The sequence below is a fragment of the Mycolicibacterium chlorophenolicum genome (genome assembly GCF_001044235.1).
Taxonomy (GTDB): domain Bacteria; phylum Actinomycetota; class Actinomycetes; order Mycobacteriales; family Mycobacteriaceae; genus Mycobacterium; species Mycobacterium chlorophenolicum.
On the sequence record NZ_JYNL01000068.1, the window covers coordinates 84,508 to 99,814 of the forward strand.

The window sequence follows — 15,307 nt, forward strand, 5'->3', positions numbered from 1 at the left end:
CGGCCACCGCATCGAACTCGGCGAGATCCAGAGCGCACTCACCGCGTTCGACGACGTCGACCAGGCCGTCGTCCTCGCCCGCGACGACGGACCCACCGGCACACACCTCGTCGCCTACCTCACCGGTACCGCCGACCCGGCCGCGGTGCGCGCCGCGCTGGCCGACCGACTGCCCTCCTACATGGTGCCCGCCGCCGTCGTCGCCCTCGATGCCCTGCCCCGCACCGTCAACGGCAAGCTCGACACCGATGCGCTTCCGGCGCCGGGCCATTCGTCCGGCGAGCACTACCGGTCTGCCGGCGATCCCGTCGAGGACACGTTGGCCCGCATCTACGCCCGGGTCCTGGGGCTCGACCGGGTCGGGATGGACGATTCGTTCTTCGACCTCGGCGGCGACAGCATCCTCTCCATGCAGGTGGTCGCCCAGGCCCATGCCGCCGGGCTGCGCTGCCGGCCCCGCGACATCTTCGTCGAACAGACCGTGGCCCGCCTGGCCCGCGTGATGGAGAGCGTCGACGGTTCGTCGGGGCCGATCGACGACGGCACCGGTGCGGTGCCGGCCACCCCGATCATGCGGTGGCTCCACGGTGTGCCGGGGCCGACACGGGAGTTCAACCAGACCATGGTGGTCCAGGCGCCTCCCGGCGTGAGCGTCGACGACGTCGTGGTCCTGCTGCAGGCGCTGATCGACCGCCACGGCATGCTGCGCGCCCGCCTCGAGGGCGACGGGACGCTGACAGTCCCCGAACCGCAGACCTTCGACGCCGCCGAATGCCTGTGCACCGTCGCGGAATTGACCGACCACGCGCTCGTCTCCGCACGGGCGCAGTTGGACCCGGCGGCCGGCGCCATGGTCCGCGCGGTGTTCGCCTCCCCCACCGGCGAATTGGCTTTGGTGGTGCATCATCTGGTGATCGACGCGGTGTCCTGGCGGATGCTGCTCGAAGACCTCAACATCGCCTGGGCACACCACCGCACCGGACACCCCGCCACCCTGCCCATCACCGGCACCTCGTTCCGCACCTGGGCGTCGGTGCTGGCCGAACACGCCGCCTCCCCGACGGTCACCGCCAACGCCGCTGCATGGCAACGGGTTCTGGACACTGCGCCGGTTCTTCCGCCACCCGACCCCACGACCGATACCTACGCGCGGGCCGGCCGGCTCACGACGGCCCTGGACAGTCGCACCACCCGCAATCTGCTGACCGAGGTGCCCGCGGCGTTCCACGCCGGGATCACCGACATCCTGCTGATCGCGCTGGCGCTGGCCTGCACCGAGTTCACCGGGCGCCGCGCACCGATCGCCATCGACGTCGAAGGCCACGGCCGCGACGACACCCTCGCCCCCGACCTCGATCTGTCCCGCACCGTCGGATGGTTCACCACCACCCACCCCGTCGCCCTCGACACCGACGGCCTGACCTGGCAGCAGATCAGCACCGGCGACGCCGCCCTGGGCCCGATCATCAAGCGCGCCAAGGAACAGCTGCGCGCCCTCCCCGACGGGCTCACCTACGGTCTCCTGCGCCACCTCACCGACACCCGGCCGCTGCGCGGACCCGAACCCACCCTGGGCTTCAACCATCTGGGCCGCACCAGCCGGCCCGGCGCCGCCGAACTCGACGACCAGTGGCACCCCAGCACCACCGGCATGCCGTTCACCGCCGCCGCAGCCCGGATCCCGATGCCTCTCGGCCACACCCTCGAACTGACCACCGCCGCCGTCGACACCTCCACCGGACCCCGGCTCGACACCACGTGGACCTGGGCTCGATCGGCGCTCGGCGACAACGACATCCAGCGCCTCAGCCGGCTCTTCACCGACGCACTCACCGGCATCTGCACCCATGTCCGCCGCGGCGGCGGCGGTCTCACCCCCTCCGACATCAGCCCCGCGGTCCTCACCCAACAGCAGATCGACATCCTCGAACACCGTCACCGCCTCCAGGACATCCTGCCGCTGACCCCCATGCAGGAGGGTCTGCTGTTCCACGCCAACAGCGCCCCGGCCAACGCCGACGACGTGTACGCGATGCAGCTGGAACTCACCGTGAAGGGCGCCCTCGAACCTCGCAGGCTGCGCGAGGCGGTGGACACCGTGCTCGATCGGCACCCGAACCTGGCGGCGCGGTTCTGCTCTCAGTTCGATCGGCCGGTGCAGCTCGTGCCCGCCGACCCCACCGTCCCCTACCAGTACGTCGACCTGTGCGGTGACATCGCAGATCCGGTCGCCCTGGAGTCGGAGATCCGGCAGCTCTGCGCGGCGGAGCGGTCCGCCGTCTGCGACCTCGCCCACGGCCCCTCGTTCCGCGTGGCCGTGATCCGCACCGCCGCCGAGCAGCACCGGATCGTGCTGACCAACCACCACATCGTGGTCGACGGCTGGTCGCTGCCCGTCCTCGCGCGCGACCTGTTCGCCACGTACTACGGACACCGTCTCCCCGCCGCCGGTTCGTTCCGGCGCTTCGTCACGTGGCTCGCCGATCGCGATGACGCGGCCGCGCGCCAGGCATGGCGCGAGGTGCTCGACGGTGTCGAGACACCCACGCTGGTCGGCCATCCCGACCGGCTCGGGCTGGGTCCGCGCGGAACGACCTCGATCCGGATCACCGGCGAGACCACGTCGGCGCTCAACGATCTGGCACGTTCGTGCCACACCACCGTGAACACGGTGCTGCAGGCGGCCTGGGCGCAACTGCTGATGTGGCTGACCGGTCAGCACGACGTGGTGTTCGGCACCGCCGTCTCCGGACGCCCGACCGACGTCCCCGGCGCGGATTCGATGGTGGGCCTGTTGATCAACACCGTGCCGGTGCGGGCCCGCATCGACGCCGACACGACGATCGCGAGCCTGCTCGAGCAGCTGCAGGAGGCACACACCCGGACCCTCGACCACCAGCATCTCGCGCTCAGCGACATCCACCGCGCCACCGGACACCGCAGGCTGTTCGACACCATCCTCGTCTACGAGAACTATCCGATGGACACCGCAGCGCTGTTCGGGGGCAAGCTGGCCGTGACCGAGATCGCCACCCGCGAGTTCAACCACTACCCCCTGGCGATGATCGCCCAGCCCGGCGAACGGCTCGGTCTTCGCATCGAATTCGACACCGGCGTGTTCGAGCCCCACAGCATCGAAGCGCTGACCAAGCGGTTCAAGCGGGTGCTGACCGCCATGACCGCGGTGCCGGGGCATTCGTCGTGACGGCCGACCCCACCCGCCGACTGCTGTCGATCGACCTCCTCGACGACGACGAACATGCCGACCTCGACGAGTGGGGTCACCGGTCCGTCCTCACCCAGAGCGCGGCCGCAGTCTCGATCCCGGAATTGTTCGCCCTGCAGGTGGCGCGACGCCCGGCCGCCCCGGCACTCACCGGCGGTGCCCGGTCGTGGACCTACCGGGAGCTGGACGAGGCGTCGAACCTGCTGGCGCACCGCCTGATCGGGTCCGGTGCGGGTCCCGGGCAGTGCGTGGCCGTCCTGATGGAACGCTCGGCGCACGCCGTCATCGCGATCCTCGCGATCCTCAAGGCCGGTGCCGCCTACCTGCCGATCGATCCCGCCCACCCGACGGCGCGGGTCGAATTCATGGTCGCCGATGGCACGCCGGTCGCCGCGGTCACCACCGACGATCTGGCCGGACGGTTCGCCGACGCGGGGCTTCCGGTCGTGCGCGTCGACGACGCCACGTTCGACGGCGGTCCCGCGCCGGCTCCGGCCGGGTATCCCGCGCCCGACGACATCGCCCACATCATCTACACCTCGGGAACCACCGGGACACCCAAAGGTGTTGCGGTGACGCACGCGAATGTGACACGGCTGTTCGACCGCATCGACGTCGGGATCCCGATGTCCCCGGATCAGGTGTGGACACAGTGTCATTCGTACGCGTTCGACTACTCGGTGTGGGAGATGTGGGGCGCGCTGTTGCACGGCGGACGACTCGTCGTGGTACCTGCGGACGTGACGGCCGCACCGCAGCAGTTCCACGCGGTACTGGTCGCCGAACAGGTCACGGTGCTGAGCCAGACGCCGACGGCGTTGACCGCGCTGTCCTCCGACGGCCTGGACTCGGTCGCGGTGATGGTCGCCGGCGAGGCCTGCCCACCGGAAGTGCTGCGGCAGTGGGCTCCCGGGCGCACGATGATCAACGGCTACGGCCCCACCGAGACCACGGTGTACGCCACGATCAGCGCACCCCTGACACCGTCGGCGACCGTGGTCCCCATCGGCGCACCGGTGCCCGGTGCCGCGCTGTTCGTCCTGGACCGCTGGATGCGCCCGGTGCCGGCCGGCGTGGTCGGCGAACTCTACGTCGCCGGCCGGGGTGTCGGCGTCGGCTATGTGCGCAGGCCGGCGTTGACGGCGTCGCGGTTCGTGGCCTGCCCCTTCGATCCCGCCGGGCGGATGTACCGCACCGGCGATCTCGTCCGGTGGGGCGCCGACGGTCAGCTGCAGTATCTCGGCCGTGCCGACGATCAGGTCAAGATCCGCGGCTACCGCATCGAACTGGGCGAGGTGCGCGCGGCGCTGGCGGACCTCGACGGCGTCGAGCACGCGGTGGTCATCGTCCGCGAAGATCAACCGGGGACCAAGCGACTCGTCGGCTACGTGACCGAATCAGGCTCCACACCGGTGGATCCGACGGCGCTGCGCACCGCGCTGGCCGATCGCCTCCCGCCCTACATGGTGCCCGCCGCGGTGGTGGTGATGGACACGCTGCCGATGACCGTCAACGGCAAGCTCGACACCGGCGCGTTGCCCGCTCCCGACTTCCGCGACCACGACACCTACCGCGCCCCCGCCACGGCGGTGGAGGAGACACTGGCCGGATTGTTCGCGCGCATCCTGGGGGTGCCGCGGGTGGGCAGGGACGACTCGTTCTTCGACCTGGGCGGCGACAGCATCCTGGCGATGCGTCTCGTCGCCGCGATCAACAACGCGCTTGACACCGACCTCCCCGTGGGTGCCCTGTTCGACACCCCCACCGTGGCCCGGCTGGCCCCCACCCTGACGAGTGCGTCCGGCAACCGGATGCCGTTGCGGGCCATGGACAGGCCGGCAGTCGTCCCGCTGTCCTTCGCCCAGCGGCGGATGTGGATCATCGACCAGTTGCAGGGCCCGTCGCCGGTCTACAACATGGCCGTCGCGCTGGAACTGCGGGGCCGTCTCGACACCGGCGCGCTGGCCGCCGCCGTCGACGATGTGATCGCCCGCCACGAGTCACTCCGCACGGTGTTCCCGGACACCGACGGCGTGCCACGCCAGCAGGTGCTGGCGGCGACGACCTCGGCGGCGCGCCACTGGCACGTCGTCGACGCCGCCGGCTGGACGGAGGCCGAACTCCATCGCGCGATCGAGGAGGTTGCCGCCGGGACCTTCGATCTCGCCACCGAGATCCCGTTGCGGGCCAGGGTGTTCCGCGTCTCCGACGACCGGTACGTGCTCGTCGGCGTGGTGCACCACATCGCCGCAGACGGCTGGTCGGTCGCACCGCTGATCCGTGACCTCGGGGCCGCCTATGCCGCCCGGTCCACCGGGGCGGCACCGTCGTGGGCCGAACTGCCGGTCCAGTACGCGGATTACACGCTGTGGCAACGGTCCCGGCTGGGCGAGCTCGACGACCCGGACAGTGTGATCTGCGCGCAACTGGACTACTGGCGCGACGCGCTCGACGGCGTGCCCGAGCAGATCGCGCTCCCGACGGACCGTCCCTACCCGCTGGTCGCCGATCACCGGGGCGCGGCCATCACCGTGAACTGGCCCGCGGAGTTGCACCGGCGGATCCGGGACACCGCGGGCGCCCACCACGCCACCGGGTTCATGGTGGTGCACGCCGCGTTGGCGGTGCTGCTGTCCCGACTGAGCGGCAGTTCGGATGTGGCGGTGGGCTTTCCGATCGCGGGCCGCAACGATGCCGCGCTCGAGGAGCTGATCGGGTTCTTCGTCAACACGCTCGTGCTGCGCGTCGAGGTGGCCGGCGATCCCACGGTCGCCGACCTGCTGGCGCAGGTGCGCCGGCGCAGCCTCGCGGCCTACGAGCACTCCGACGTCCCGTTCGAGGTCCTCGTCGAGCGGTTGAGTCCCACGCGGTCGCTGACCCGGCATCCGCTGGTCCAGGTCCTGCTGGCCTGGCAGACCGACGAACTGCCCGAACGGTTCGGCCTGGGCGACCTCGACGTCGTCCAGGTGCCGGTGGCATCCCACACCGCGCGCACCGATCTCTCGTTCGCGCTGTCGGAGCGCTTCACCGACGCCGGCGAACCTGCGGGCATCACCGGCACCGTCGAGTTCCGCACCGACGTGTTCGACGCGGTGACGGTCGAGGCGATGGCGGCACGATTGCAGCGGGTGGTCACGGCGATGGTCGCCGATCCGCAGGGGCGGGTGTCGGTCATCGATGTGCTCGACAGCGCCGATCACGACCGGCTGGACCGGCTGGGTAACCGGGCGGCGCTGTGGGCGGACACCGAGACGTCGGGGTCGATCCCCGACCTCTTCGCCGCCCAGGCTGCCCGGACACCCGACGCCGTCGCGGTGCGGTTCGACGGACAGTCACTGACGTACCGCGAACTCGACGAGACATCGGATCGACTCGCCCGCGCACTCGTCGGCCGCGGTGCCGGCCCGGGAACCGTCGTGGCCCTGCTGATGCCCCGCACGTCGGCCGCCGTGACCGCGATGCTGGCGATCCTGAAGGCCGGCGCGGCGTATCTGGCCATCGATCCGGCGCTGCCCGACGGCCGCGTGGCGTTCATGCTCACCGACGCCGACCCGGTCGCCGTCCTCACCACCGAGGGGTTGCGCGACCGACTGGCCGACCGACCGGCGGTGGTGCTCGACGACATCGACACCGCAATCGTCTCGGGCGCAGCGCTTCCCCCGAAGTACGGAGACGACCTCGCCTACCTGATCTACACCTCGGGCACCACCGGCACACCCAAGGCCGTCGCCGTCAGCCACGCCAACCTGGCCCACCTCGCAGCGTCCACACCGCCGTCGCTGCCGCACAGCCCGGTGTGGACGCAGTGCCACTCCTACGCCTTTGATTTCTCCGTCTGGGAGATCTGGGCAGCCCTGCTCGGGGGCGGCGGTCTGGTCGTCGTCCCCGACGACGTGGTCGTCTCCCCCGCCGACTTCCAGTCCCTGATCCGGGACGAGCAGATCACCGTGCTCACCCAGACCCCCTCGGCGATCACCGCTTTGGACCCGGCAGCCCTGCCGCCTGTGGCGGTACTGCTCGGCGGTGAGGCCTGCCCGGCCGATGTCGTCGACCGGTGGGCGGGTGGCCGCACGCTGATCAACGCCTACGGCCCCACCGAGATCACCGTCTACGCGGCCATGAGCGCACCGCTGCGCCCCGGCTCCGGCGCCGCCCCCATCGGGGGTCCGGTGTCCACGGCGGCGCTGTTCGTCCTCGACGACCGGCTGCGCCTCGTCCCCGAGGGCACCGTCGGTGAGCTCTATGTGGCCGGACCCGGCGTCACCGCCGGCTATTTGGGACGCACCGCGTTGACCGCGTCCCGGTTCGTGGCCTGCCCGTTCGGCCGACCCGGTGCGCGCATGTACCGCACCGGCGACCTCGTCCGGTGGCGCGCCGACGGAGCACTGCAGTACCTGGGCCGCGCCGACGAACAGGTGAAGATCCGCGGCTACCGCATCGAGCTCGGCGAGGTCCAGACCGCGCTGGCCGCTCTCGACGGCGTCGGCACCGCGGCCGTCATCGCGCGCCACGACCGCCCCGGCCACCCCCGCCTCGTCGGATACATCACCGGCACAGCCGATCCCGCAGCCGTTCGGCGGGCACTCGCCGAGACGCTCCCTCCGTACCTCGTCCCCGCCGCGATCGTCGGCGTCGACGAGCTGCCGCTGACCGTCGGCGGCAAGCTCGACGTCCGCGCGCTACCCGCACCCGAGGAGATCGTCGACCAGTACCGGGCGCCCACCGACGCCGTCGAAGAGATCCTGGCGGGAATCTACGCGCAGGTGCTGGGCCGCGACCGCGTCGGCGTCGACGACTCCTTCTTCGACCTCGGCGGCGACAGCATCCTGTCGATGCAGGTGGTGTCGCAGGCCCGGGCCGCGGGCCTGCTCTGCCGGGCCCGCGACGTCTTCGTCGAACAGACGGTGGCGCGGCTCGCCCGGGTCGTCGACATCGCCTCCGCCGCAACGGAATCAGCCGACGACGGTGTCGGCCCGGTGACGCCGACCCCCATCATGGAATGGTTGCGTCACGTCGACGGGCCGACCGACGAGTTCAATCAGACGGTGCTCGTGCAGGCTCCCGCGGGCGCCGGTCGCAGCGCGGTCGTGCTGCTCCTGCAGGCGCTCCTCGATCGGCACCCCATGCTCCGCCTCCACGTCGACGACGGCGCGCTGCGGGTCCCCGATCCCGGTTCGGTGTCCGCCGGCAACTGCCTGATGACGGTCGACGTGCTCGACGGGCAGGCGATCTCGGCGGCGAGGGCACGCCTGAACCCTGCCGCCGGAGTGATGCTCGCCGCGGTGTGGGCCGACACCGCGGGCCGGCTGGCGTTGATCGTGCACCACCTGGCCGTCGACGCGGTGTCGTGGCGAATCCTGCTGGAGGACCTCAATACCGCGTGGTCCCAGCACCGCGAGGGACAGCAGATCGCGCTCACCGGCGCAGGCACGTCGTTCGCGCGGTGGGCGTCTCTGCTTTCCGGGCACGCGCGATCGGTGCTCACCGACGCCGAGGCGTGGAAGCGCGTCGAGGAGGTCCCCGCACTCCTGCCCGCGCCCGACCCGACGGTGGACACCTACGCCGGCGCCGGTCGCCACACCGCGGTGTGGGACGCCTCGCTCACCCGGCAACTCCTCGGCGAGGTGCCGGCCGCCTTCCACGCCGGCATCACCGACATCCTGCTGATCGCTTTCGCACTGGCCTGCGCCGAGTGCTTCGACAGCGGGCCCGCGGTCGGCATCGATGTCGAAGGCCACGGCCGCCACGAGGAGTTGTTCGCCGGCGTCGATCTGTCCCGCACGGTGGGGTGGTTCACCACGAAGTATCCCGTCGCGGTGCACGTCGACCGATTGCGTTGGGCACAGGTCAGATCCGGCGATCCGGCGCTGGGGACGGTGGTCAAGAACGTCAAGGAACAACTCCGGGCGCTGCCCGACGGCGTGAGCTACGGACTGCTGCGCTACCTCCAGCCCGACAGCGGGCTCACCGGCCCCGACCCCAGCCTCGGATTCAACTATCTCGGACAGATGAGCGGCCTTGGCGCCGATCTGCCCGACGGGCTGTGGCGGCCCGCCGCCGACGGCTCGTGGGCCACCGACGCCGGGTCCGCGGTACCGATGCCGCTGAGCCACAGCGTCGAACTCACCGCCGCCGCCGTCGACACAGGCGCCGGGCCGCAGCTGCAGGCCACCTGGATGTGGGCGACCTCCGTGCTCCCCGACGCGCAGATCCGACGACTCGGCGAGCTGTTCTTCGACGCGCTCGCCGGGATCTGCTCTCACGTCGCACAGGGGGGCGGCGGGCTCACCCCGTCGGACCTGCTGCCCGCCGTGCTCAGCCAGCAGCGCATCGACGAACTCGGCCGGCACCACCGCATCGCCGACGTTCTTCCGCTGACCCCACTGCAGCAGGGCCTGCTCTTCCACACCGCCGCGGCGCACGACAGCGGTGAGCGCGGCGACGTGTACGCGATGCAGCTCGACGTGACGATCACCGGTCCACTGGATCCCGAGTTGCTGCACACCGCCGTGCAGACCGTGGTGCGCCGCCACCCCACCCTGGCCGCGCTTTTCTTCGGCGAGTCCGACCCGCCGATCCAGGTGATCCCCGTCGATCCCGACATCTGTTGGCGGTACTGCGAACTGGCCGACAGGGATGAGATCGCGCAGCTGTGTGCCGACGAGCGCGCCGCGGTGTGCGATCTGACCCACGGACCGGCATTCCGGGCAGCCGTGATCCGGACCGCCACCCACCGGCACCGCGTGGTGCTCACCAACCACCACATCGTGCTCGACGGCTGGTCACTACCGATCCTGATGCGCGACATCCTCGCCGCCTACGCCGGGCACCGGTTGCCACCCGCCGGATCGTTCCGCCGGTATGTGGAATGGCTGACCGGCCGCGACCGCGACACCGCCGTCGCCGCCTGGCGCGACGTGCTCGACGGCGTCGACAGCCCGACGCTGGTGGCCCCGCCCGACCGGACCAGATCCGGACCGCGCGGGTCGACGTCGACGCACGTGAGCGACGAGACGACGCGCGCGGTCGGCGAGCTGGCGCGCCGCCACCACACCACCGTGAACACGGTGCTGCAGGCGGTGTGGGCGCAGGCGATGACGTGGCTCACCGGCCACCACGACGTGGTGTTCGGGACGGCCGTGTCGGGGCGGCCCGCCGAACTCCCCGGCGCGGACGCCACGGTCGGCCTGCTGATCAACACCGTGCCGATCCGGGCGCGGATCACCCCGACCACGACGACGACCGAGCTGCTGGCGCAGTTGTCCGACAACCACCACCGCACCTTCGACCATCAGCACATCCCCCTCGCCGACATCCACCGCATCACAGGTCAGGACCAACTCTTCGACACGCTGTTCGTGTTCGAGAACTATCCCCTCGACGCGTCGGCCATGACGGCCGTCGGCGACCTGGTGATCTCCGACGTCACCGCGCACGAGACGAACCACTATCCCCTGACGCTGCAGGCGATGCCGGGCGATCGGCTGTCTCTTCGCGTCGAGTACGACACCGAGTTGTTCGACGCGGGAAGCATCGACGCGCTGGTCGGCCGGCTGCAGCGGGTGCTGACAGCGATGGCGGCCGACCCGGCGCAGCGTCTGTCGGCGACCGACGTCCTGGCAGCCGGCGAGCGCGCCCTGCTCGAGGAGTGGGGCAACCGCGAGATCCTCGTCGCGCCGACGCCGGTCGCCGGCTCGGTCCCCGAGCGGTTCAGCGCGCAGGCGCTGGCTGCGCCGGACGCGTTCGCGGTCCGTTCCGGTGAGCACCGCCTCACCTACCGGGAGGTCGAGGAGGCGTCCAACGGGCTGGCCTGTCTGCTGGTCGAGCGCGGCGTGCGGGCGGGTGACTGCGTGGCCCTGCTGTTGCCGCGTTCGGGCCGGGCGATCGTCGCGATGCTGGCCGCGCTCAAGGCCGGCGCGTTCTACCTGGCGATCGATCCCGGACTGCCGGCGCAGCGGATCGCGTTCCTGCTCGGCGACGCCGCCCCGGCGGCAGCCATCACGAACACGTCGCTGCACCACCGCCTCGAGGAATTCACCGGCGCAAGGGTCGACATCGACGACCCTGCGGCCGCCCCCCGCGCCGAGTTCGGCCTGCCGTTACCCGCCGCCGGTGATCTCGCCTACCTGATCTACACCTCGGGCACCACCGGCACCCCGAAAGGTGTTGTCGTCACTCATGACAACGTGTCCCACCTGGCGGACAGCACCCCGGCGGCCCTGCCGGCACCCCAGGTGTGCACGCAGTGCCACTCGTACGCCTTCGATTTCTCGGTCTGGGAGATCTGGGCGTCGCTGCTCGCGGGCGGCACGGCGGTGGTCGTGCCCGACGAGGTGGTGGTCTCCCCCGCCGACTTCCAGGACCTCCTGGTGCGCCAGCAGGTGAACGTCCTCACCCAGACACCCTCGGCCGTCACCGCACTGGACCCCGACCGGTTGCCCTCGGTGGCGGTGCTGCTGGGTGGGGAGGCGTGCACGGCCGACGTCGTCGACCGGTGGGCGCCGGGGCGGGTGGCGATCAACATCTACGGCCCCACCGAGATCACCGTGTACGCGACGATGAGCGCACCGCTGCGGCCGGGCACCGGGCCCGCGCCGATCGGCGGTCCGGTGGCCACCGCGGCGCTGTTCGTGCTCGACGCGGGACTTCGCCCGGTGCCGCCGGGCACGGTCGGCGAACTCTACGTGGCCGGGCGTGGCCTCGGTGTGGGATACCTGCGGCGGCCGGGCCTGACCGCGTCGAGGTTCGTGCCGTGCCCGTTCGGCCGGCCCGGGATGCGGATGTACCGCACCGGGGACCTGGTCCGCTGGCGTTCCGACGGGCAGCTGCAGTATCTCGGCCGCGCCGACGATCAGGTCAAGATCCGCGGCTACCGCATCGAACTCGGCGAGGTGCAGGCGGTGCTGGCCGGCGTGGACGGTGTCGAGCGGGCGGCGGTGATCGCCGCGCGCGACCACTCCGGCGTCACTCGGCTCGTCGGATACCTCACCGGCACAGCAGATCCCGTCGACGTGCGGCGGCGGCTCGCGGACCTCCTGCCGTCGTACATGGTGCCGGCCGACATCGTCGCCCTGGACGCGCTGCCGCTCACCGTCGGCGGCAAGCTCGACGTGCGGGCGCTCCCGACACCCGAGCGCGTGGGCACCGCCCCCTACCGCGCGCCGCGCACGGTCACCGAGGAGATCCTGACCGCCGCATATGCCACGGTGCTCGGCCTCGACCGGATCGGTATCGACGACTCGTTCTTCGACCTCGGCGGCGACAGCATCCTGGCGATGCGCCTCGCTGCGGCCATCAGCACCGCGCTCGCCGTCAACCTGTCCGTGCGCACGATCTTCGACGCGCCCACCGTCGCCCAGCTCGCGGGTCGCCTGGCCGCTCACGGGAGTCCGCGCACACCCGTGATCCCCGTCGAACGGCCCGCGGTCATCCCGTTGTCGTTCGCGCAGAACCGGTTGTGGTTCATCGATCAGCTGCAGGGCCCGTCACCGGTCTACAACATGGCCGTCGGGCTCCGGTTGCGCGGTGCCCTCGATACCGAGGCGATGGCGGCGGCGCTCGCCGACGTCGTCGCTCGCCACGAGAGCCTGCGCACCCTCGTCGTCGCCCCCGAGGGAGTTCCCCGTCAGCTCGTCGTGCCCGTCGAGCAGGCCGAATTCGGCTGGGAGGTCGTCGACGCCACCGGATTCTCGCCCGCCGACCTGACCGCGGCGATCGAGGCCGCCGGACGCCACGCGTTCCGGCTGGAACGCGACATCCCGCTGCGGGCGACACTGTTCCGCGTCGCCGCGCAGGAGCACGTCCTCGTGGGGGTCGTGCACCACATCGCCGCCGACGGCTGGTCGGTCGCACCGCTGACGCGCGATCTCGGGGTCGCCTACGCCGCCCGCTGCCAGGGTCTCGCGCCGGACTGGCCCGCTCTGCGCGTGCAGTACGTGGATTACGCGCTGTGGCAACGCGATCACCTCGGGAGCCTCGATGACGCTGCGAGTCCGATCGGCGCCCAGCTCGCCTACTGGCGGGACGCACTGGCCGGGATGCCCGACCGCATCGCCCTGCCCACCGACCGGCCGTACCCCGCGGTGGCCGACCAGCGCGGAGACCAGATCACCTTCGAATGGTCGACCGCACTGCAGGAGCGGATCCGCGAGACGGCCCGCACGCGCAACGCCACCGGCTTCATGGTGGTGCAGACTGCGCTCTCGGTCCTGTTGTCGGCGTTGAGTTCCAGTTCCGATGTGGCCGTCGGCTTCCCGATCGCCGGCCGCACCGATCCGGCGCTCGACGAACTCGTCGGCTTCTTCGTCAACACCCTCGTGCTGCGCGTCGACCTGACCGGGGATCCGACGATCGCCGACGTGCTGGCGCAGGTCCGGCAGCGCAGCCTGGCCGCCTACGACCATCAGGATCTGCCCTTCGAAGCGCTCGTCGAGAAGCTCAATCCCGCACGGACGCTGGCCCACCATCCGCTGGTGCAGGTGATGCTGGCCTGGCAGAACATGCCCTCCGCGGGGATGGGTCTCGGCGACCTCGAGGTGAGCCAGCTTCCGGTGCAGACGCACACGGCGCGGATGGACCTGTCGTTCTCGCTGACCGAGCGATACAGCGAATCCGGCTCGCCGACAGGCATTTGCGGTACCGTCGAGTTCCGCACCGACGTGTTCGACGCCGAGACCGTCGGTACGCTCGTCGAGCGCCTCGAACGGGTGGTGACCGCGATCCTGGCCGACCAGGATCAACGCCTGTCCGACATCGATCTGCTCGACGAAGGGGACCTCACCCAGTTGGCGCAGCGCGGAAACCACGCGCTGCTCACCGCACCGGCCCCCGCGGCGGCCTCCGTACCGGAGCTGTTCGCCGCACACGTCGCGCGCACCCCCGACAGCGGTGCCGTCAGCAGCGCCGACCGAACGCTGAGCTACCGCGAACTCGACGAGGAATCGAATCGGCTGGCGCACAGGCTGATCGACGTCGGCGCCGGGCCGGGGACGACCGTGGCGCTGCTGCTGCCGCGATCGGTTCAGGCGGTGGTCGCCATGCTGGCGGTCCTCAAGACCGGCTCGGCCTATCTGCCCCTCGATCCCGCGCATCCCGATGAACGCCTCCGCTTCATGCTCACCGACAGTGCACCGGTCGCCGCCGTGACCACCGCCGAGCTACGGTCCCGGCTGGACGGTGCGGACCTCGCCGTCCTCGACGCCGACGACGGCGCAGCGGGTCCGGCGAGCCCGGTCTCGAGGGCGGTTCCCGATGACATCGCCTATCTGATCTACACCTCCGGCACCACGGGAGCGCCGAAGGGCGTGGCGATCACACATCGCAACCTGGCCCACCTCGCCGACTCCACGCCTGCCGAGCTCGGACCCCGCCAGGTCTGGACCCAGTGCCACTCCTACGGATTCGACTTCTCGGTCTGGGAGATCTGGGCGGCGCTGCTCGGCGGCGGACGACTGGTCATCGTGCCCGAGGAGGTGGCCGCCTCACCGCCGGACTTCGGGGAGCTACTGGTCCGCGAACAGGTGACCGTACTGACCCAGACCCCGTCGGCCGTCACCGCGCTCTCGGCCGACGGACTCGACGGCGTGGCGGTGCTGCTCGGCGGGGAGGCCTGCTCCGCCGAGGTGGTCGACAGGTGGGCTCCAGGACGAGTGCTGATCAACGCCTACGGTCCGACCGAAGTCACGGTGTACGCCTCGATGAGCCCCCCGCTGGCCGCGCGGTCGGGTCCGGCACCCATCGGGGCACCGGTGGCCACGGCCGCGCTGTTCGTCCTCGATCCGTGGCTGCGTCCCGTGCCGCCCGGCGTGGTCGGCGAACTGTACGTCGCGGGCCGGGGGGTCGGCCTCGGCTACGCCGGCCGCAGCGCGATGACCGCATCCCGCTTCGTGGCCTGCCCGTTCGGGGCGGCGGGCACCCGCATGTACCGGACCGGCGACCTGGTGCGGTGGCGGGCCGACGGCGCGCTGCTCTATCTCGGCCGCGCCGACGACCAGGTCAAGATCCGCGGCCACCGCATCGAACTCGGCGAGATCCAGAGCGCACTCACCGCGTTCGACGACGTCGACCAGGCTGTCGTCCTCN

1 protein-coding gene and 1 pseudogene are annotated in these 15,307 nt (G+C 71.2%); both read left to right on the forward strand.

Going from position 1 to position 15,307, the window contains the following annotated elements; translation table 11 throughout:
- Positions 1-47: 47 nt before the first annotated feature.
- Positions 48-3,205: pseudogene (locus MCHLDSM_RS40700) on the forward strand (condensation domain-containing protein); the annotation flags it as partial.
- Positions 3,202-15,306: non-ribosomal peptide synthetase (locus MCHLDSM_RS39910; protein ID WP_234714231.1), on the forward strand; the 12,105-nt coding region annotated here is incomplete at its 3' end. The pseudogene MCHLDSM_RS40700 and the gene MCHLDSM_RS39910, both read left to right, overlap by 4 nt.
- Position 15,307 lies beyond the last annotated feature (1 nt).